Origin of the sequence: Sphingomonas aliaeris, from assembly GCF_016743815.1 — a bacterium.
GTDB classification, from domain to species: Bacteria; Pseudomonadota; Alphaproteobacteria; order Sphingomonadales; family Sphingomonadaceae; genus Sphingomonas; species Sphingomonas aliaeris.
Window position 1 is genome coordinate 1,455,438 of sequence record NZ_CP061035.1, and the last position, 19,369, is coordinate 1,474,806.

The following is a 19,369-nucleotide window of genomic DNA, read 5'->3' on the forward strand; positions in this document are numbered from 1 at the left end:
TACTCGGTCAATCGAGTTTACCCAGGAGGTCGAGTAGATCGGAAGGAACGTCTTCCTCGACCGTCTTCTGATATACGGTACGAAGAGCCGCGCCCATGTCGCGATCCTTGCTCTGTACATTGGTCTTTCCGGCCGAACCCGGTTTTTTCAAAGACTTCGAAGACTCGTCGCCCGAACGCAAAGCCGTCCCCCTGAAAATTCCGGCGGCTGCCGGGTACGAAATGACATACCGGTAAACCGGTCGGGTTAAAACGTCACGCCTGCAAGACATGCCGATAGACCGCACGTACAGCGTGCGACGAGTGCATGAAACCAAATAGCGCCCCGATTGTTCCACCTGCGATGCGAATAAATCCACGGTATTGAATCGCATTGCAAACAGCCCGAGCCGCTTCCACAAGGACGGCGAATTTTTACGTCAGGAGACCCCGACAGCCATGTCGCTTGGACAGCAGCTTGCCCCCCATCTCCCCTTCCTGCGCCGCTATGGCCGGGCGCTCACCGGTAGCCAGACGCATGGCGACCGCTATGTTCGTGCGACACTGGAAGCGATCGTCGCCGCGCCGACGGAATTTCCGCGCGATGTCGATCCCCGGCTGGGTCTGTACCGCATGTTCCAGGCGATCTGGAACTCGACGAACTACGACGAAACGATGGAAAATGCCTCGGCGAGCGACGGCGACGACCAGGAATCGATCGCGCGCGCCCGTCTGGCCCGGATGACCCCGCTGTCGCGTCAGGCATTGCTCCTGACGGCTATGGAGGGGTTCACGCCCGAGGACGCGGCGTACCTGATCGAGGTCGAAGTGTCGGAAGTCGATTCGCTCGTCGCCGAAGCATTGGCCGAGATCGAGAAGCAGACTCGCGCCCGCGTGCTGATTATCGAGGACGAACCGTTGATCGCAATGGACATCGAGACGATCGTTCGTGATCTCGGTCATGACGTCACGGGTGTCGCCGTGACGCGGGACGAGGCGGTCGCGCTGGCTATGGACGACCGGCCGGGTCTGGTCCTCGCCGACATCCAGTTGGCGGACGACAGTTCGGGTATCGACGCGGTGAAGGACATCCTCGCGGAATTCCAGGTGCCGGTAATCTTCATTACCGCCTTCCCGGAACGCCTGCTGACCGGCGAGCGTCCCGAGCCGACTTTCCTGATCACGAAACCGTTCCAGCGTTCGACGGTGAAGGCTGCCATCGCACAGGCGCTGTTCTTCGACTCTGCCACCGTCCCCGCGCTCTAATCATCGATCCGACTGCTTCCGCTTCATCATCCAGAGGCGGGAGCAGCACGGAGGCCGGGGAAAATGTCGATCGTCTGATCGAAAGTTCCCAACGATACGGACCCAAAACGGTTTTCGCGGGTTTAGCCGACATGACCGATCCAAACGAAAAGATCCATGTCTCTGCCCAGGATGCGAGAGCCGGCGCTACCCCGCATATCACGCGGTATATTCTGGCCATCTCTCTTATCCTGGTGATCTTGGCCTTCGCCTATCTGTTCATGGAATAGGTTTCCAAGCGTCCGATATTTCGGGTGCGCTGGCATAACGTCAGCGCAGTCACTATGTTCGGAACCGGCCAAGGCGAAAAGCGGGTGTTCATGACTGAAATCGAAACGAGCGACGAGGACGTCGGCGAGGAAGTCGTCGAGCACGTCGCTTTGTCTGATCCCGAGTTCAAAAAGGAACTCGCGCAGGTCATTCCACATCTGCGTGCGTTCGGCCGCTCTTTGTCCGGTAATCGCGATTTGGCCGATGATCTCGTCCAGGAAACGCTGATGAAGGCGTGGGCCGCCCGCCAGCGCTTTCAGGCCGGCACGAACATGCGCGCCTGGACCTTCATCATCCTCCGCAACCTGTATCTCAGCCAGATGCGCCGCGCGCGGTTCAAAGGCGAATGGGACGATCTTGTTGCCGACAAGATTCTAGCCGCTCCGGCGAGTCAGGACCGGCATGTCGAACTGGGCGATATGCAGCGTGCGCTGTTGCATCTGCCACAGCCGCAACGCGAGGCGTTGATCCTCGTCGGGGCGGGCGGCTTTGCCTATGAAGAGGCGGCAGAGATTTGCGGGGTCGCGGTCGGCACGATCAAAAGCCGCGTCGCGCGTGGTCGTGTTGCGCTGGAAACCATTCTCGGGGACGGTTCGCTACCGTCGCGTCGCACGCACAGCAACGAACCGGGAATGACCGCGCTCGATACGATCATGGGCGAGGTCGAAAGCCTGAGCCGAGATCGCGATCGCGACTGACGATGTGAAGACGTGCAGGGTGCGACAAACCTCGTTTGTTCGTATCCGTGTCCCTGTTCTTTGACTTACCGTCGCCGACGAGTGCGCAATCCAGCTCGATATCTTTTCTATACGCGTTCCGCTTGACCCGTTCTCTGCGGTTTGAACCCCGATGTCACCCTGGCGTCGAAGACTAAGTACGGACGACGTCCGGGCGGGCCTCCTAAGCCAGCTTAACTAGGCGGCTGTTTCCCCAAGAGCGCCGCATTCTGCAGCAATCATGGTCATCCCGCTGACGATAGATCCGGGATAAAGGTGGACGCCGATCATATAAAATTTTCAGCGTCCACGGTGATCTTCAGCATTTCGATTTTCTGATAGGTCCGGGAAATCGATCGACATCCGGCTGGAAGTCGATCGAATTAGGAACTCACCGGCTCATCAAGGACGTAGCAGACGTTCCATCGTCTTCTCGTGCAGCCAAATGTTCATCGCCGCGCTGTCGTTCGTATCTCCGGTATAGCCAAGTTCACCCGCCAGCTTCTTGCGGTTTTCCAGGCTGGAATCGGTGCCCAGCGCCTTCATCAGGTCGACGATCGAAGTCTTGTAGTTCAACGTCTCGCCGCGCGCCTTTGCACGATCCTCGAGCACGGCCTCGATTGCTTCTCGGGTTGGCGCGGGCCGCGCGGCCGGTGCCGGAGCGGGGGCGGCGGTAGGGGCGGCGGGTGCTGCTGCCGTTGGTGCGGGTGCGGGAGAAGCGGCCGAAGGGGTCGCTGCCGGCTTGTCGTCGCTACCGAAAATCGCATCTTTGATCGCGCCGAATACGCTCATCGTCCGTCTCCTTTGTTGTGGGTAGCTGTAATCGTTGGCAACCCGGTACGTTCCCGCGACGCTCGAGCCCCGACACTGTAGAGGGGTGACGGCCCGTGCTGCATCTGCGAAGAGCGCCATGACATGACCACCCCGCCCCCCAAATCGACGACCGCCCCAAAGATACGCCTCCACTCGGCTTTCGCGAATTCGTTGCGCTTATCGCGGCGCTGATGGCGCTGACCGCGCTCGGCATCGACTCCATGCTGCCCGCACTGCCGGCCATCGGCCATTCGTTGAATGTCATTACGGCCAACGAACGCCAGTTCGTGATCACCGCGTTCCTGATCGGCTTCGGGGTCGCGCAGCTCGTGCACGGGCCACTCGCCGACCGTTTCGGTCGCAAGCCCGTGCTGGGAATAGCACTCGCCGCTTATGTCGTCGCGAACGTCGTCGCCGCTTTTTCCGGCAGCTTCGTCCTGTTGCTGATCGCGAGGTTCGTTGGCGGCACCGCGATCGCCGCGTCGCGCGTCGTTACGGTTGCGCTGGTTCGCGATTGTTATTCCGGACGCGCAATGGCGCGCGTGATGAGCCTCGCCTTCATCGTCTTCATGGCGGCACCCATCATCGCTCCAGCCTTCGGGATGGCGGTTCTCCAGTTCGGCAACTGGCGATTGATCTTCTGGGGCATCGCCGGGGTCAGCGCCGTGATCCTGATCTGGTTCTGGATCCGCATGCCGGAAACGCAGCATGTTGAGGATCGCCAGCCCCTGTCCGCGGGGCTCCTGTTATCGGGGATGCGGCTGGCGCTGACCGATCGCTGGTCGATCGGATACACGCTGGCATCGACTTGCCTCCTCGGCGGTCTGTATGGCTATATCAACTCGATCCAGCAGATCCTGGCCGATACGTTTCACCGGCCCACTCTGCTCGTTCCGGTTTTCGCGATCACCGCGGGAACGATGGCGGTGGCCAATCTGCTCAATTCCCGCATCGTCGTCAGCGTCGGCACGCGCCGGATTTCGCATACCGCTCTCATCGCGCTTATCGCGCTCGCCGCCGTGCATCTCGTCGTGACGCTGAGCGGATTCGAGACGTTATGGACGTTCGCGATCCTGCAGGCGCTGTTGATGGGCTGCTTTGGTCTGGCGACTTCGAACTTCGGCGCAATGGCAATGGAGAATATGGGGCATATCGCGGGAACGGCTTCCAGCGTTCAGGGCTTCATCACCGTCACCGGCGGCGCGCTGATCGGCGCGCTGATCGGTCAGAGCTTCGACGGCACGACCGTTCCACTCTATGTCGGCTTCTTCGTTGCAGGCAGCATCGCCATCCTGATCGTCGCGGTGGCGGAACGCGGCAGGCTGTTTCGATCGGCATAGCCGGAATCGTTGGAGCGTGGCGGAACCGCCACGCACCACGCGGTGTTCGAGTCCGTGAAACCCCGCGATCAGGCGGGGCATGGAGATGATCGATGGTAATGGGCGGCTATCAAATCCCCGGCGAAGGTACGGGCGACGACGGTTTCGACGAGGATGGCTATGACGAGAGCCAGCGCGCGGAGATACTCGAGGTCACGCGTGACGGCCCCACCGATGGTACGATCCTGACGGACCTGACGCCAGACGTCGGCGACGATGAAGATGGCGATGAGGACGACCTTGAAATGGAAAGCGACGAGATCGGCGTCGATGACGACGAAGACGTTGCCGACGAGGATGACGACGACGAAGACGACCTTCAGGAAGATTTCGAGGATGGCGACGTCGATGACGAAGAAATCGCCGATCGCGACGATACCGCCCTGCGTCCCTAGTGACGGCGGTTCTACGGCACGCGCGGCCTGTAGGGCACGCGTGCCGGGTGCCAAGCTACTTCACAGGCACGCTTCCAAGAACGCCTGATCGAACCCGAACTGGCGGGTCTTCTCCAGCGTATAAGGGCGAAGACCCATCGAGCGGTACTCGCCGATGATCTTTCCGTCGGCACCCTCGTCCAGATATTCGAATTTGAACAATTCCTGTGTGACGATCACCGGGCCTTCCATGCCGATGACTTCGGTGACGTTGGTGACCCGGCGAGAGCCGTCACGCAGGCGCTTCACCTGGATGATCAGTTCCACCGAGTCGGCGATCTGACGAGAGATAGCTTCCTTCGGCACTTTGATGTCCGACATCATCACCATGTTCTCCATACGCGCGAGCGCCTCGCGGGGAGAGTTGGCGTGGAGCGTACACATCGATCCGTCATGACCGGTATTCATGGCCGCGAGCATGTCGAAACATTCGGAGCCACGAATTTCGCCCAGGATGATACGGTCCGGACGCATACGTAGAGCGTTCTTGACGAGATCACGGATGCTGACCTCGCCCTGACCTTCGAGGTTGGCGGGTCGCGTTTCCAACGGCAGCCAGTGCGGCTGTTGCAGGCGGAGTTCGGCCGCGTCCTCGATCGTCAGCACGCGCTCGCCCGGGTCGATCATCTTCGACAGCGCATTCAGCATCGTCGTCTTGCCCGAACCCGTACCGCCCGAAATGACGACGTTGAAACGGCTTGCGCCCGCAATCTTCAGCGCGGTGGCCATCTTCGGGCTCATCGATCCGAAGCCCGCCATCATATCGAGCGTGATCGGCTTGTCGGAGAATTTACAGAATCGAGATCGCCGTGCCCCGAAGCGACAGCGGTGGCACGATCACGTTGACGCGGGATCCGTCCTTCAGACGGGCGTCGGCCAGCGGCGTGGTCTGGTCGACGCGGCGACCGACCGAATTGCAGATACGCTGTGCGATCTGGAACAGGTGCTCCTCGTCGCGGAACTGGATTGGCGCGAGCACGAGCTGGCCCTTGCGCTCGACATAGGTCTGGTCGGGGCCGTTGACCATGATGTCGGTGATCGTCGGATCGCTGAGCAATTCTTCCAACGGTCCAAGCCCGAGCAGTTCATCGACCAGCACCTTTTCCAGCGCGAACTGTTCGCGGCGGTTCAGCGTCAGCTTCAGCTCGGCGAGAACTTCGCCGATGATCGGGCGAAATTCTTCTGCCAGTTCGTCCTTGTCGAGCGTGGCGGCGGCCTCTGGATCGACCCGCTCCAGCAGGCGCGGGAGCACCTGTTCCTTGATCTTGTGAACGGAGCTTTCGAAACCCTCGACCTTCGAACTGCCGGCGTCGCCAGACGTGGCCTGACGATCCTGCAATCGTTGCAGCGCATCCTGATTGGCACCACCGGCGGTATTGCCCGGCGGCGGGGGGAGGGGGTTAGAACTTTCGCCCGGCACCGGCAATGGTGGAAACTGTTCGCCGCCTGCTTCGGGCTCGGCCGGGCGCATCGTCCCGCCACCCTGCATCGGGCGCGCAACGCCGAACGCGGGCCTGTTTCCAAGCCCCGACGTGGCCCCGGGTCGACGCCCAAATGCACTCATGCCGCTGATTTCCTCATACTCTTCGCAAAGCGATACGGCCGAAGGCTTGATAATTGACTAACCATTCCGCGGACGATTACCGCGCGAGACCAGATCGTTACGACGCCAAACGATCAGCCATTCCTTGCCGGAAAGATGATGCTCTTGCGGGAGCCTCGCGGTCGCGGTGTAGTTGCGGCGCAGTTCTGCCGCGAGGATCGCATTGTTGGTGCGGTTCGGCTCCTTCCACAGCGAATTCTCGACATCGAGGATTACGCCCGGTCGCTTCGCCAGGGCCGACCGCAAAGCCGTTGAGGCGTCTTCCCCAAGCGCATCGGCCTCCGCGGCGGAACGCAGGTGGTCGGAGAACATGAACTTCGTGACCGCACATGCGTGCTTCAGATGATAATAGATGACCGGACCTTGATAGATGAACATGCATTCGGTCGTGACGTCATCGGGGATTGCGGCGACAGTCGCTTCGGCATGGGCGCGTTCGTCTGTCGCGGAGATGTGATCGAGCAAGGTGGCATCGACGATCGGATAGGTAGAGAAGATCGCGAAGCCGAGCAGTCCGAAGCGGGGCGTGGCATAGGCGCTCGCGGAAAGGATCGCCGCCGGTATGACCAGTGGGAGCATGTAATGCGCCCAGAAGCCACCGAGCGCGAGGCCATCGACCATGCAGACGCCGGCCCATGCGCCGAGGAAAAGCGCGTCGGACGACCAGCGGCTGAATTGGTCGGTCATCCGTAACAGGCCGATTGCGACCAGAAGAATGACGGGCGCGACCAGCGCAGTGGTTTCGCCCAGCCGGAGCATCGCGGCGTGATGATCTGTGTGTTTGATAAGCTGCGATACCGCATTGGCGAACCACCAGGCGTCGAAATGTCCGATCGCGGCGTAACTTGCGCCTGCGATTAGAGTGGGAAACAGCCCGGTCAGCGCAAGCGAGCTTCCGATTGTTGCAATTCGCGGTAACGGAGCGCCGGCGCGATAGAGGCGCCAAACTAGCCAGACGCCGAAAAAGCCGCCCTCGAACGCGGCGTTCGTTTTTATCTGAATAGCCAGCCCGGCGAGCAGCATCGCGGCAGTCGCGCGCCCGCGGTCACCGGGCGCGTTCAGGCTTGGTGCCGTCTGCAGCACGAGCCACGCCGCGGTAGCAATGAAGAGATTGTAGAAGACCGGCGTCTGGGTGTTGCCGCCCCAAAGCAGGTGCGCGCCGATAAGATACGTCATCCCGCCGAGAATCGCCGGTAGGCTATCTACATGCCGTCGGGCGATACGATAGACGATGAAGGCGGTCGTCGCGGCGAATACTGTCGCTACGATCTGGGCCTGTACGATGCCGTTGCCGCCCAGCATCCGGATTCCGGCAAACAGCAGGAACAGGCCGATCGGCTTTCGATCCCAGATATCGACATAGGGAACGGCACCCGACCACATGCGGTCGCCGATCAGCAGGTAGAATTGCTCGTCCAGCCCCTTGATGGAATTGCCGAATTCCCAGCCCCGCAGAAAGAATGCGGCGGCAAGCAATAGTCCGGCTGCAGAGACCCACTCGCGCCGGACCACGCCGGAAAGGGGACCCCGGGAAGCAGCGGGCGTCCAATCTGTATACTGTACCGTCATCACCGCATCTATGGCGGCGCCCCGGTTAGCGTTCAGTTAAGGATAATTCTGTCTATAATCCGCGAGGTGGAGTCAGGTCCGCCCGCGTGCATCGGCTTCGTTAGCCGATGCTTTCCGCCAAGACAGTCAGCCCCGTTTCACTGACCTCGGCAAAGCCGCCGATGATGACGATCGTCTCGGGCTCGCCCTTTTCGCTGCGATAGATCGAAAGTGCGCCGTCGCGGACGGTGGACATCAAAGGGGCATGGCCTTCCAGCACGCCGAAGTCGCCTTCGGTTCCCGGAACGACGACCATGTACACGTCCTCGCTGCGGACAAGCTTTTCTGGCGTGACGAGTTCGAAGTGTAGCATTTCAATTCTCTCTCCCCTCCTGGTTGCGGGAGGGGTCGGGGGAGGGCCTTATCAGGAAGAAGATCATCCGGTCCGGACTGTCCCTTCCCTAACCCCTCCCGCAAGCGGGAGGGGGATTGAACTCAGGCGTCCTGCGCCATCTTCTCGGCCTTGGCGACGGCTTCGTCGATGCCGCCGACCATGTAGAACGCGCTTTCCGGCAGGTGGTCATATTCGCCGTCCACGACGGCCTTGAACGACTTCACAGTGTCTTCGATCGCAACGAACTTGCCGCTGATGCCGGTGAAGACTTCGGCGACGTGGAACGGCTGCGACAGGAAGCGCTGGATCTTGCGCGCGCGCGTGACGGTAAGCTTATCTTCCTCGCTCAACTCGTCCATGCCGAGAATGGCGATGATGTCCTGCAGCGCCTTGTACTTCTGCAGCGTTTCCTGAACGCGGCGTGCCGTGTCATAATGCTCCTGCCCAACAACGGCCGGCGTCAGAACGCGCGACGTCGAATCGAGCGGATCGACCGCCGGGTAAATGCCCAGCTCCGAAATCGCGCGGTTGAGAACGGTCGTCGCGTCCAAGTGGGCGAAGGACGTTGCAGGCGCCGGATCGGTAAGATCGTCGGCCGGAACGTACACGGCCTGAACCGAGGTGATCGAGCCCTTGTTCGTCGAGGTGATGCGTTCCTGCAGCGCGCCCATGTCGGTCGACAGCGTCGGCTGATAGCCCACGGCCGACGGAATACGGCCGAGCAGTGCCGAAACTTCCGCGCCCGCCTGCGTGAAGCGGAAGATGTTGTCGACGAAGAACAGCACGTCCTGGCCTTCGACGTCGCGGAAATATTCCGCCATCGTCAGACCCGACAGCGCGACGCGTGCGCGGGCGCCGGGCGGCTCGTTCATCTGGCCGAATACCAACGCCACCTTCGAACCCTCGGGGGTCGGGTTGCCGTCCGCATCCTTCGCGATGACGCCGGCATCGAGGAATTCGTGATACAGATCGTTACCTTCGCGGGTACGCTCGCCGACGCCGGCGAACACTGACACGCCGCCGTGACCCTTTGCGATGTTGTTGATCAGCTCCTGAATCAGAACCGTCTTGCCGACGCCCGCGCCGCCGAACAGGCCGATCTTACCGCCGCGCGCATACGGCGCGAGCAGGTCGATGACCTTGATGCCGGTGACCAGGATCGCGCTCTCGGTCGACTGGTCGACAAAGGCGGGAGCCGATGCGTGGATCGGCGCGGTGTCGGTGTGACCGACCGGGCCACGCTCGTCGATCGGCTCGCCGATGACGTTCAGGATGCGGCCCAGCGTCATCGGGCCGACCGGTACGCGGATCTGCGAACCCGTATCGGTGACGGTCTGGCCGCGGGTCAGGCCCTCGGTCGAGTCCATCGCGATCGTGCGAACCGTGTTCTCGCCCAGATGCTGCGCGACTTCGAGTACCAGCTTGGCGCCGTTGTTGCTGGTTTCCAGCGCCGCGAGAATCGCCGGCAGCTGGCCCTGGTTGAAGGTCACGTCGACGACGGCGCCGATGACCTGACTGATGCGGCCGACATTGTTCGACGTCACCAGCGCGGGCGAGGTGTCGCCGGCGGCGGGCTTGGCAGCGCGTGGCTTGCGGGCGGGCTTTTCTGCAATCGGGGCTTCGGTTGCCATGTGCTTGTCCTTGCTTCGAATATCTAACGCGCTGACGCGCAGGATGTGTTTAGAGCGCTTCGGCGCCCGAGATGATTTCTACCAGTTCGGTCGTGATCGCGGCCTGGCGAGCACGGTTGTACTGGATGCTCAACCGCTTGATCATGTCACCGGCATTGCGCGTCGCATTATCCATCGCGGTCATGCGGCTGCCCTGTTCCGAGGCGGCGTTTTCCAGCAGCGCACGGAAGATCTGGATCGCGATGTTCCGCGGCAACAGATCAGCCAGGATCGATTCCTCGTCTGGCTCGTACGTCACGGCCGCTTCGGCGCCTGTCTTCTGCGACGTTTCGGCATTGGCCGAGATCGCGACCGGGATGATCTGGCGACCAACCGGTTCCTGGACCAAAGCCGACTGGAAGCGCGCGTAGAACAGATGCGCGATGTCGAATTCACCGGCGAAGAAACGCTGTGCCACGTCGTCGGCGATCTCGCGCGCGTCGCTGAAGGCCAGCTTCTTGATCTGGCTCATCTCGTGATCGTGTGCGATCTGGGTCGGGTAGAAGCGCTTCAGCACGCGGCCCTTCTTGCCGGCGATATAGAACTTCACCGTCTTGCCCTGCGCTTCCAACTCGACCGCCTTCTTGCGCGCCGCGCGGACGATGTTCGAATTGAACGCACCCGCAAGGCCGCGCTCGGACGTCGCGACGATGATCAGATGCGTCTGGTCCCGACCCGTACCCGCAAGCAGCTTGGGCGAGGATTCGGAAACGCTGACCTTGGACGCGAGCGATGCCATCACCGCTTCCAGACGCTCGGCATAGGGACGGCCGGCGACCGCCGCTTCCTGCGCACGGCGCAGCTTCGCGGCGGCGACCATCTTCATCGCCTTGGTGATCTTCTGGGTCGATTTGACCGAGTTGATCCGTACCTTGAGTGCCTTCAGGCTGGCCATCGAACGCCCTTAATTACGCGAAGGTCTTGGCGAACGCGTCGAGTGCCGCCTTCAGACCGGACTTCGCTTCGTCGCCCAGATCGCGCGTGTCGCGGATCTTGGTGAGTACGCCCGAATGGTTTGCGCGCAGATCGGCCAGCATCGCCTGCTCGTAGCGAACGACGGCGTCGACGGGCACGTCATCCAGATAACCCTGCGTACCGGCGAAGATCGAAGCGGTCTGCTCTTCGAACGGCATCGGCGAGAACTGGGCCTGCTTGAGCAGTTCCGTCAGGCGTGCGCCGCGGTTGAGCAGCTTCTGCGTCGAGGCATCGAGATCCGATCCGAACTGCGCGAACGCAGCCATTTCGCGATACTGGGCCAGCTCCAGCTTGATCGAGCCGGACACCTTCTTCATCGCCTTGGTCTGTGCCGCCGAACCGACGCGCGAGACCGACAGGCCGACGTTGATCGCGGGACGGATGCCGGCGAAGAACAGATCGGTTTCAAGGAAGATCTGGCCGTCGGTGATGGAAATCACGTTGGTCGGAATGTAGGCCGACACGTCGCCGGCCTGCGTTTCGATGATCGGCAGTGCGGTCAGCGATCCGCCGCCGTTCGCGTCCGACATCTTCGCCGCACGCTCCAGCAGGCGCGAGTGGAGATAGAAGACGTCGCCCGGATAAGCTTCGCGACCCGGCGGACGACGCAGCAACAGCGACATCTGGCGGTAGGCAACGGCCTGCTTAGACAGATCGTCAAACACGATCAGGGCGTGCATGCCGTTGTCACGGAAATATTCGCCCATCGCAGTACCGGTGTAGGGCGCGAGGAACTGCAAGGGAGCGGGCTCCGAAGCGGTAGCGGCGACGACGATGGAATACTCCATCGCGCCATTCTCTTCCAGCGTGCGGACGAGCTGTGCGACGGTCGAGCGCTTCTGGCCGACTGCGACATACACGCAATACAGCTTCTTCGATTCGTCCGTGCCCTGGTTGGCCGTCTTCTGGTTGATGAACGTGTCGATCGCGACGGCGGACTTGCCGGTCTGGCGATCGCCGATGATCAGTTCGCGCTGGCCGCGGCCGACGGGAACGAGTGCGTCGATCGCCTTGAGGCCCGACTGCATCGGCTCCGACACCGACTGGCGCGGGATGATACCCGGGGCCTTGACTTCGACGCGGCTGCGCTGATCCGAAACGATCGGGCCCTTGCCGTCGATCGGGTTGCCAAGGCCATCAACGACGCGGCCGAGCAGGCCCTTGCCGACGGGAACGTCGACGATCGTGCCGGTGCGCTTGACGACGTCACCTTCCTTGATCTCGCTGTCCGATCCGAAGATCACGACGCCGACGTTATCGGCTTCGAGGTTCAGCGCCATGCCCTGAACGCCATTGGCGAATTCGACCATTTCGCCGGCCTGGACGTTGTCCAGTCCGTGAATGCGCGCGATGCCGTCGCCGACCGACAGCACCTGGCCCGTTTCGGAGACCTGGGCCTCGGAACCGAACGAAGCGATCTGGTCCTTGATGACCTTCGAGATTTCAGCGGCGCGGATATCCATGATTCTAGCCTTCAGCCTTTCATCGCGTGCGCGAGGGAGTTCAAACGGGTCTTGATCGACGAATCGATCATCTGCGAACCGATCTTCACGACCAGCCCGCCAAGCAGGGAGGGGTCGACCGAAAGGTCGACGGCGACTTCACGACCGACGCGAGCGCGAAGCTGCTGCTTCAGCGCATCGACCTGATCGTCGGTCAGTGGGTGTGCGGAAACGATCTCGGCGGTCGTCTCGCCACGGTGATTGGCGGCGAGCGCACGGAACGCGCGGATGATCGCTGGCAATTCCGACAGGCGGCGGTTCTGCGCCAGGACGCCAAGGAACTTCGTGGTCGTGTCGTCCACGTCGATCATCTCGGCAGCGGCGGCGACCGCCTTGGCCGCGTCGGCCCGCGAGACGACCGGGCTTGCAATCAGCGCGGCGAACTCGTCCGACTGGTCGATCGCGGCGCGGACGCGGGTCAGGCTGGCCTCGACCATGTCGATCGCATGCGCATCGGCGGCAAGTTCGAACAGCGCGGTGGCATAACGGCCGCTCAAGCTGGCCTGGATGCCGCTGCCCAAATTGGCGCCGCCGATATTACCGCTGGAAGTCTCCACGCGATCCAATTCCCCGTAAACCAAACAGATGCCCATATGAAAAAGAGGCGCCGGTACAGCACCTCCCGATGGGTTGCCGGGCGGTTAGCATCGGGCCGCCCGAGATGCAAGCCGGGACGGGCCGTTGGTTGACTTGGAAACATGTCAGGGTGCATTGGAGGTATTTCCAGCAGCGGAAGCCACTATGCCTGCCTCGTCCGATGCGGATCTCGCCCATGACCTTCGGCTGGCTGCCAGCGTCGCGCATCAGTCGCTAACGCGTGCGGTCGCCTCGCAGGGTGTGACCGCGGCGGAATGGCTGTTGTTGCGCGATCTCCATGCGGCAGGCGCGGTGCCGCAGACCCGCCTTGCCGAACGGTTGGGCCTCACCCGCGGCGCCGTATCAAAACTCGTCGATCGGCTGGTGGCGAAGCGGTTACTGGTGCGCGGCCGGGGCGGGGGCGGCGATCGGCGTATCCAGATCATCGGGCTGACGGGCACCGGCGCGCTGCTCGTGCCCGAACTGGCGAAAACGGGGGCGGAGAGCGATGCCGCACTGTTTGCGAGACTGTCGAGTCGCGAACGTGCCGTACTGGAATCGGCGCTGGCCAAGCTTGCCGGGCGTCCGCCCGCCCGTTAGCCAAGCGCAGTATAAGAGGAGAGAGGCATGGCTGGCGCATTCGAAACGATGACGATGTCGGACGGAGCCGAAGTTTCGGTCTATCACGCGCAACCCGAAGGCCAGCGGCGCGGTGGCGTTGTGCTGGTGCAGGAAATCTTCGGCGTAACTGACCACATCCGCGAGATGGCGGAGGAATATGCGGCCGACGAGTATGAGGTATTGGCGCCCGCGCTGTTCGATCGCGAGCATCCGGGGTTCGAAGCCGGCTATACCGGCCCTGATTTCGCGCGCGCCGTCGAACTCGCAAGAGAGATTCATCCCTTCGATCTGAGCCTCAAGGATGTTCAGACCTGCGTCGATTCATTGCAGTCAAAGGGTCCGGTGTTCGTGGTCGGCTATTGCTATGGCGGGTCGGTCGCCTGGTTCGCGGCGACGCGCCTCCACGGTGTAGCGGCGGCGAGCAGCTATTATGGCAGCCTTGTCCCGGGCGCGGCCGATGAAGTGCCGAAAGTCCCCGTCATCCTGCATTTCGGGCAGCACGATACCGGCATCCCGATGGAGGGCGTCGAGAAGGTGATCGCGGCCGATCATCCGAACGCCACCGTCTATGTCTACGAGGCGGGACACGGGTTCAATTCGGACCGGCGCAAGGATTTCCACGAGGAAAGCTGCGACCTTGCCAAGGCGCGGACGCTGGAGTTGTTTCGGGCCAATGGCGGCTGATCGCTTTTGGCCGCAAAGCGCGGGATGCTGAGGGCGAGCGGCACGACTAGGACCGGGACATGATCGAACATCCCGACACTGACATCGACGCGGATATCGCCTGGGCCGCGTTCGAGGCGCGTGACCGAAGCTTCGACGGTCGGTTTATCGTCGGGGTTCGAACCACCGGAATTTACTGCAAGCCAAGTTGCCCGGCGCGGCACCCGAAGCGCGAGAACGTGTCCTTTCATGCCGATCCGACGGCGGCACGCGCGGCCGGGTATCGCGCTTGCCTGCGCTGCAAGCCGGATGAGGTCGGGCGGGACCGGGTCGCGGTCGCGCGCGCAGTCGAAATGCTTAAGACGGCGAAGGATGTGATCGGGCTGAACGCGCTGGCCGCGGCAGTGGGATACGCCCCGCACCATTTCCACCGTCTGTTCAAACGCGCTACGGGAGTCACGCCCGCGGAATATGCCCGTGGCCTAAAAGCACGCAGCGCCGCCACCGCGCTGGATGGCGACATCAGCGTGACGGCGGCGATCTACGAAGCGGGCTATTCCGCGCCAAGCCGTTTCTACGAGGACGGCGCCAGGCGTCTCGGGATGACTCCGGGCGTGTGGCGGAATGGCGGGGCGGGCGTCACGATCCGCTGGACGATTGCTACGACCAGTCTCGGCCCGATGCTGATCGCGGCGACGGACAAGGGGCTATGCCGGGTATCTTTCGATGAGGACGAAACCGCGTTACGCTCGCGCTTCCCCAAGGCCGATATCGTGCCGGGCGGCGAAGCGCTCGCGGATCTGGCAGGACGCGTCGTAGCGAGCGTAGAATCTCCCTCACGTGACCGCGACTTGCCGATCGACGTTCAGGGTACGGCATTTCAGGAGGCGATCTGGCAGGCGCTCCGCCGCATCCCTTCGGGCGAGACGCGATCCTATGCCGAACTCGCCGCGGCAATCGGCAAACCCGGTGCGGTGCGCGCGGCGGGCAGCGCCTGCGCTGCCAACCCCGTCGCGGTGGCCGTGCCGTGTCATCGCGTGTTGCGCGGCGACGGCAGCACGGGTGGCTATGCTTATGGTACCGATCGCAAGTCGGCGTTGCTGCTGCGAGAGAAAGGCGAGTGATCCGCCGACGCTACTCCACCAGTCGCATCGCGGATCAGGGCGCTGGCTTGCACGAATAGACGATCTTCTCGTTCGGCAGCGGGGGCAGCGTCGCGCGAATGGCCGCCTGCTGCGATGACAGGTTCGCACGCGCAGCAATGTCCGAGGAACATGCCTTCAACGACACTTGCGACCGTACCTTGCGCACGGCTTCCATCTGGGCTGCGGACAACAGATAGCGCGCGACGGAGTAGATCCGCGTCGCCGGATCGAATTGCAGGACGGACACGGTCTGCTCTTCGGCGGGTACGAGGATGCGGTCCCACTTGCTGCCATTCTCCGCATATTGCGTCCGCCGGTTCATGCAGCCCGCGGTGCCCCAGTCGAGTTTCACATCCTCCAGCGAGGATACGGTGATGCGGCTGCGATTGGGCACGACCGTGCAGACCATCGGTCCGATGGCGGAGGTGCTGCTGACGGCGGAGGTGGTGGGTTCGGGGATCACCGGCGGGAGGACCGGCTCGCCCGCCGGCCGCATCACGAATACGACGAGTGCACCGACCAGAGCGATCGCCCCGACCGCCGCGACGCCGAACGCCCAAGGGCGCAAGCCGCGCAGTTCCAGCATTGCCGCACCGCCCGCCGCAAGCATGCCGAGGACGAGCAATCCGACCGACACCGCGATAAAGTTCTCGCGCGCGCGCTGTGCCCGGTCACGCGCCGCGACCATCGCCTTGTCGCGGGCCGTAGCGGCGAGGCTTGTCGCCTCCAGCTTCGCTTTCTGCGCATCCGCTGCGGCAAGCGCATCCGCGTCGCTGTCCAGCTTCAATTGCTCGGCAATGCTCGTGCACGCCGTGCCCACCCCGGCGAACGTCTGTTTAGCGTTGCGCAGGAATGACGCCAATTCCGTATCCGCGATCGCGAAGCCGAAACTCGTGTCCCCGTCCTCTCCCCGCGTCAGTGCAGAGTTGACCCCGACGACACGGCCGCAGGGATCGAGCAAAGGGCCGCCGGAATTGCCTCGCGCGATCCCTGCCGTGTGCAGCAGAACCTCGACATCCGACAGCGTGCGCCGCCCGGAAAATACGCCTTCCGACCGGATCGGCGACAAGGGCCTGATATAGTCCGCCGCCGACCGTGCCGTGGCCATGTCGACATTCCCAGGATAACCAAGCGCGGTCACAGAACTGCCTTCATCGACCGGCCCGGTATAGAGAGCGAGCATCGGCAGCCTGACGCCGCTGAATTCGATCAGCGCCAGATCGCGCTGCGTGTCGATCGCAATTACCTTGCCCTGATACGACCGGCTGCCTTCCGACGGCACGATGCCGATCACGACATTGTCGGGATAGCGCGCTGCGAGGTCGACGACATGCGCATTGGTCACGATCCGGTTCGGCGCGACCGCGAAGCCGCTGCCATGCCCGAAGCCGACGACCTCGTCATCCACCACCGCCACCGTCACGACCCGCACGACGCTACGCGCGGAGGCGGATATGTCGTCGGCATAGGCAGGGCAGATACTGCCGAGGAGCAGCAGGAGCGAAAGGAGCAGACGGGTCATCGTATCATCGCTAGCGATCGGCCAATTAACGGGCAAGTACGGCATATCGCCCTCCCGTCCGCCCGCGCCATCCTAAACGAAGCTGTACGGGTCGACATCCACCGCGACGCGGACTTTGCCGGGCCAATCGAGTTGGCCGAGCCACGCCCGGATCACGTCCTGCACGTCGAGTGCGCGCCTGGCGTGGACCAGCAGGCGGAAGCGGTGACGACCACGCAGCATGGCGAGCGGGGCGGGGGCGGGGCCATAGACTTCCATCCCTTCCACCTGCGGGGCGGAGCGCCCGATCGCCAGCGCGGTTTCATACGCTGCGGCCTTGTCCTCCGAAGACACGACGATGCCGGCGAAGCGCCCGAAAGGCGGGGCATTGGCTTCCCGTCGGCTTTCGGTTTCGGCGGCGTAGAATGCATCGGCGTCGCCGGTGATCAACGCGCGCATCACGGGCGCGTCCGGACTGTGCGTCTGGATATAGACATGCCCCGGCTTCTCGCCGCGCCCGGCGCGCCCGGCGACCTGCATGATCTGCTGGAATGTCCGCTCGCTTGCGCGCAGATCGCCGCCGTTCAGCCCCAGATCGGCGTCGATCACGCCGACCAGGGTCAGGTTCGGGAAGTGATAGCCCTTAGTGATCAACTGCGTGCCGACGACGATGTCGATATCATGCGCCTCCATTCGCGCGACGAACTCCGCAGCCTTTGCCGGCGACCAGATCGTATCGGACGTGACGACCGCGGTCTTCGCTTCCGGGAACAGCAATTTCACCTCGTCGGCGATGCGTTCCACCCCCGGCCCGACCGCGACCAAAGTATCCTCGTTCGCGCATTCGGGGCAAGCTCGTGGCGTAGGTTCGGCATGGCCGCAATGGTGGCAGGTGATGTGCGCGATCAGCCGGTGCTCGACCATCCAGGCGGTGCAGTTCGGACACTGGAACCGATGCCCGCACGTCCGGCACAGGGTGAGCGGGGCATAGCCGCGCCGGTTGAGAAACAGCAGGACCTGCTCGCGCCGCTCCAGCGTCTCGCCCATCGCCTTGACCAGCCGGGGGGCGATCCACCGGCCACGCTCCGGCGGATCCTGGATCAGGTCGATCGCCTCGATCGCGGGCATCTCCGCCGCGCCCCAGCGACCGGGCAGCTTCAGTTCGGCATAGCGCCCGCTCGCGACCTGCTGCCGCGTCTCGATCGCCGGTGTGGCGGAGGCGAGGATGACCGGCACGCGCTCGAACTTGCCGCGCATCACCGCCACGTCGCGAGCGTGATAATGGACGCCGTCTTCCTGTTTGAAGCTAGTCTCGTGCGCCTCGTCGATCACGATCAGCCCCAGATTGGCATAGGGCAGGAACAATGCGGACCGCGCCCCCACCGTGACCAACGCTTGTCCGGTGGCGATCGCGCGCCACGCCCGGCGGCGCTCCGACTGGCGAAGGCCCGAATGCCACGCGACCGGCGCACAGCCGAAGCGCGCGGTGAAGCGCTGCAGGAACGGTTCGGTCAGCGCGATCTCGGGTAGCAGGACTAAAGTCTGGCGACCTTGCCGGATCGCCTCCGCCACCGCCTCGAAATACACTTCGGTCTTGCCCGAACCGGTCACGCCGTCGAGCAAAGTCGGCTGGAACTCATGCGCCGCGACGTTGGCGACGAGCACGCTCGCCGCCGCGCGCTGATCCGGGGAAAGGGCGGGCTGCGCAAACTTGGGGTCGGGCATGGGATAGGGGCTGTCGATATCGACCTGGACCGCCTCCAGCGCACCCGCTTTTACGAGACCGCGGATCACCGCGTCGGACACGTCGGCAACTGCGGCGAGTTCGCGGATCAACCCCTGTCGCACGCCGATCCGCTCCAGCGCCTGCTCCCGTTGCGGCGTCAGGCGCGCCGGAACCTCACCTGTTGCGCGATACTCGGTGATCGTCTTGGTGCCCTCCAGCGCTGAGTTTGACGGCATGGCCATGCGTACCACGGCGGCGGGCGGCGCGAGGTAATAGTCGGCCGTCCATTCGACCAGCCGGCGCAGCGGCTTGGCGATAGGCGGCGTGTCGATGACGCCCATCAGGTTGCGCAGCCGATTGTCGCCGACTTCCGCATCGGACGGCATCCGATCCGCTTCCCAAACCACGCCCATCAACTGGCGCGGCCCCAGTGGCGCGACGACGATCGACCCCGGCTCGACGGCCATGCCGTGCGGCACGCGGTAATCGAGCGGGCCGAGCGCGGAGTTCATCACCAGGACACGGGCGCGGGAGGACATGAGCGTGCATA

At 63.2% G+C, this 19,369-nt stretch carries 18 protein-coding genes and 1 pseudogene; 8 read left to right on the top strand and 11 right to left on the bottom strand.

Going from position 1 to position 19,369, the window contains the following annotated elements:
• Positions 1-7: 7 nt before the first annotated feature.
• Complete coding sequence (locus H5J25_RS20595) at positions 8-373, bottom strand: NepR family anti-sigma factor (RefSeq protein ID WP_225883402.1); 366 nt, start codon at positions 371-373, stop codon at positions 8-10.
• Between the two features lie 64 nt (positions 374-437).
• On the opposite strand from H5J25_RS20595, the gene H5J25_RS06835 reads away from it, so the two are divergent.
• The 3 genes from H5J25_RS06835 (at position 438) to H5J25_RS06845 (ending at position 2,251) form a co-directional block, all read left to right on the top strand.
• Complete coding sequence (locus tag H5J25_RS06835) at positions 438-1,244, top strand: response regulator (RefSeq protein ID WP_202095287.1); 807 nt, start codon at positions 438-440, stop codon at positions 1,242-1,244.
• 131 nt (positions 1,245-1,375) lie between these two features.
• Positions 1,376-1,513, top strand: a complete 138-nt coding sequence (locus H5J25_RS06840; RefSeq protein WP_202095288.1) for a hypothetical protein — start codon at positions 1,376-1,378, stop codon at positions 1,511-1,513.
• Between the two features lie 90 nt (positions 1,514-1,603).
• On the top strand, positions 1,604-2,251 hold the full coding sequence (locus H5J25_RS06845; RefSeq protein WP_202095289.1) for a sigma-70 family RNA polymerase sigma factor: 648 nt from the start codon (positions 1,604-1,606) through the stop codon (positions 2,249-2,251).
• A 420-nt stretch (positions 2,252-2,671) separates the two neighbouring features.
• Here the strand turns inward: H5J25_RS06845 and H5J25_RS06850 are convergent, their stop codons facing one another.
• Complete coding sequence (locus H5J25_RS06850) at positions 2,672-3,061, bottom strand: DUF3597 domain-containing protein (protein ID WP_202095290.1); 390 nt, start codon at positions 3,059-3,061, stop codon at positions 2,672-2,674.
• A gap of 200 nt (positions 3,062-3,261) precedes the next feature.
• Between H5J25_RS06850 and H5J25_RS06855 the strand changes: the two genes are divergently transcribed.
• Entirely contained in the window at positions 3,262-4,422 is a 1,161-nt protein-coding gene (locus tag H5J25_RS06855; RefSeq protein ID WP_225883500.1) for a multidrug effflux MFS transporter, read from the top strand.
• Positions 4,423-4,520: 98 nt separating this feature from the next.
• Positions 4,521-4,856, top strand: coding sequence for a DNA primase (locus H5J25_RS06860; RefSeq protein WP_202095292.1), 336 nt, complete (start codon positions 4,521-4,523; stop codon positions 4,854-4,856).
• 60 nt (positions 4,857-4,916) lie between these two features.
• On the opposite strand, the pseudogene H5J25_RS06865 reads toward H5J25_RS06860, so the two are convergent.
• The 7 genes and pseudogenes from H5J25_RS06865 to H5J25_RS06895 all read right to left on the bottom strand — a co-directional run bounded on the left by H5J25_RS06865 (position 4,917) and on the right by H5J25_RS06895 (position 13,108).
• Positions 4,917-6,459, bottom strand: a pseudogene (locus H5J25_RS06865) (CpaF family protein).
• Positions 6,460-6,516: 57 nt separating this feature from the next.
• A complete protein-coding gene (locus H5J25_RS06870; RefSeq protein ID WP_202095293.1) occupies positions 6,517-8,010 on the bottom strand; it encodes an ArnT family glycosyltransferase in 1,494 nt (497 codons plus the stop codon).
• A 157-nt stretch (positions 8,011-8,167) separates the two neighbouring features.
• Entirely contained in the window at positions 8,168-8,419 is a 252-nt protein-coding gene (locus H5J25_RS06875; RefSeq protein WP_202095294.1) for an ATP synthase F1 subunit epsilon, read from the bottom strand.
• Positions 8,420-8,541: 122 nt separating this feature from the next.
• Positions 8,542-10,071, bottom strand: a complete 1,530-nt coding sequence (atpD, locus tag H5J25_RS06880) for a F0F1 ATP synthase subunit beta (protein WP_225883403.1) — start codon at positions 10,069-10,071, stop codon at positions 8,542-8,544.
• Between the two features lie 49 nt (positions 10,072-10,120).
• Positions 10,121-11,005, bottom strand: a complete 885-nt coding sequence (locus H5J25_RS06885; RefSeq protein ID WP_202095295.1) for a F0F1 ATP synthase subunit gamma — start codon at positions 11,003-11,005, stop codon at positions 10,121-10,123.
• A gap of 13 nt (positions 11,006-11,018) precedes the next feature.
• Entirely contained in the window at positions 11,019-12,548 is a 1,530-nt protein-coding gene (atpA, locus tag H5J25_RS06890; protein WP_202095296.1) for a F0F1 ATP synthase subunit alpha, read from the bottom strand.
• An 11-nt stretch (positions 12,549-12,559) separates the two neighbouring features.
• Complete coding sequence (locus tag H5J25_RS06895; protein ID WP_225883501.1) at positions 12,560-13,108, bottom strand: F0F1 ATP synthase subunit delta; 549 nt, start codon at positions 13,106-13,108, stop codon at positions 12,560-12,562.
• Between the two features lie 220 nt (positions 13,109-13,328).
• On the opposite strand from H5J25_RS06895, the gene H5J25_RS06900 reads away from it, so the two are divergent.
• The 3 genes from H5J25_RS06900 to ada are packed head-to-tail and all read left to right on the top strand — an operon-like array spanning position 13,329 to position 15,571.
• Positions 13,329-13,763: a MarR family winged helix-turn-helix transcriptional regulator gene (locus H5J25_RS06900; RefSeq protein ID WP_202095298.1), complete on the top strand. Its 435-nt coding sequence runs from the start codon at positions 13,329-13,331 to the stop codon at positions 13,761-13,763.
• A 27-nt stretch (positions 13,764-13,790) separates the two neighbouring features.
• Positions 13,791-14,468, top strand: a complete 678-nt coding sequence (locus H5J25_RS06905; protein WP_202095299.1) for a dienelactone hydrolase family protein — start codon at positions 13,791-13,793, stop codon at positions 14,466-14,468.
• Between the two features lie 59 nt (positions 14,469-14,527).
• On the top strand, positions 14,528-15,571 hold the full coding sequence (ada, locus tag H5J25_RS06910) for a bifunctional DNA-binding transcriptional regulator/O6-methylguanine-DNA methyltransferase Ada (RefSeq protein ID WP_202095300.1): 1,044 nt from the start codon (positions 14,528-14,530) through the stop codon (positions 15,569-15,571).
• Between the two features lie 34 nt (positions 15,572-15,605).
• On the opposite strand, the gene H5J25_RS06915 is transcribed toward ada, so the two are convergent.
• Together H5J25_RS06915 and H5J25_RS06920 are read right to left on the bottom strand one after the other, a co-directional pair.
• Positions 15,606-17,114 carry a S1C family serine protease gene (locus H5J25_RS06915; RefSeq protein WP_202095301.1) on the bottom strand — a complete coding sequence of 503 codons (1,509 nt, stop codon included), beginning with the start codon at positions 17,112-17,114 and terminating at the stop codon, positions 15,606-15,608.
• A 72-nt stretch (positions 17,115-17,186) separates the two neighbouring features.
• Positions 17,187-19,358 carry a primosomal protein N' gene (locus tag H5J25_RS06920; protein WP_202095302.1) on the bottom strand — a complete coding sequence of 724 codons (2,172 nt, stop codon included), beginning with the start codon at positions 19,356-19,358 and terminating at the stop codon, positions 17,187-17,189.
• Positions 19,359-19,369: the final 11 nt, after the last annotated feature.

What these genes read in the sequence shown, in the direction of transcription:
- H5J25_RS20595 (WP_225883402.1), bottom strand. Translation starts at nt 373, where the DNA reads ATGCGATTCAATACCGTGGATTTATTCGCATCGCAGGTGGAACAATCG.
- H5J25_RS06835 (WP_202095287.1), top strand. Translation starts at nt 438, where the DNA reads ATGTCGCTTGGACAGCAGCTTGCCCCCCATCTCCCCTTCCTGCGCCGC.
- H5J25_RS06840 (WP_202095288.1), top strand. Translation starts at nt 1,376, where the DNA reads ATGACCGATCCAAACGAAAAGATCCATGTCTCTGCCCAGGATGCGAGA.
- H5J25_RS06845 (WP_202095289.1), top strand. Translation starts at nt 1,604, where the DNA reads ATGACTGAAATCGAAACGAGCGACGAGGACGTCGGCGAGGAAGTCGTC.
- H5J25_RS06850 (WP_202095290.1), bottom strand. Translation starts at nt 3,061, where the DNA reads ATGAGCGTATTCGGCGCGATCAAAGATGCGATTTTCGGTAGCGACGAC.
- H5J25_RS06860 (WP_202095292.1), top strand. Translation starts at nt 4,521, where the DNA reads ATGGGCGGCTATCAAATCCCCGGCGAAGGTACGGGCGACGACGGTTTC.
- H5J25_RS06875 (WP_202095294.1), bottom strand. Translation starts at nt 8,419, where the DNA reads ATGCTACACTTCGAACTCGTCACGCCAGAAAAGCTTGTCCGCAGCGAG.
- atpD (WP_225883403.1), bottom strand. Translation starts at nt 10,071, where the DNA reads ATGGCAACCGAAGCCCCGATTGCAGAAAAGCCCGCCCGCAAGCCACGC.
- H5J25_RS06885 (WP_202095295.1), bottom strand. Translation starts at nt 11,005, where the DNA reads ATGGCCAGCCTGAAGGCACTCAAGGTACGGATCAACTCGGTCAAATCG.
- atpA (WP_202095296.1), bottom strand. Translation starts at nt 12,548, where the DNA reads ATGGATATCCGCGCCGCTGAAATCTCGAAGGTCATCAAGGACCAGATC.
- H5J25_RS06900 (WP_202095298.1), top strand. Translation starts at nt 13,329, where the DNA reads ATGCCTGCCTCGTCCGATGCGGATCTCGCCCATGACCTTCGGCTGGCT.
- H5J25_RS06905 (WP_202095299.1), top strand. Translation starts at nt 13,791, where the DNA reads ATGGCTGGCGCATTCGAAACGATGACGATGTCGGACGGAGCCGAAGTT.
- ada (WP_202095300.1), top strand. Translation starts at nt 14,528, where the DNA reads ATGATCGAACATCCCGACACTGACATCGACGCGGATATCGCCTGGGCC.
- H5J25_RS06915 (WP_202095301.1), bottom strand. Translation starts at nt 17,114, where the DNA reads ATGACCCGTCTGCTCCTTTCGCTCCTGCTGCTCCTCGGCAGTATCTGC.
- H5J25_RS06920 (WP_202095302.1), bottom strand. Translation starts at nt 19,358, where the DNA reads ATGTCCTCCCGCGCCCGTGTCCTGGTGATGAACTCCGCGCTCGGCCCG.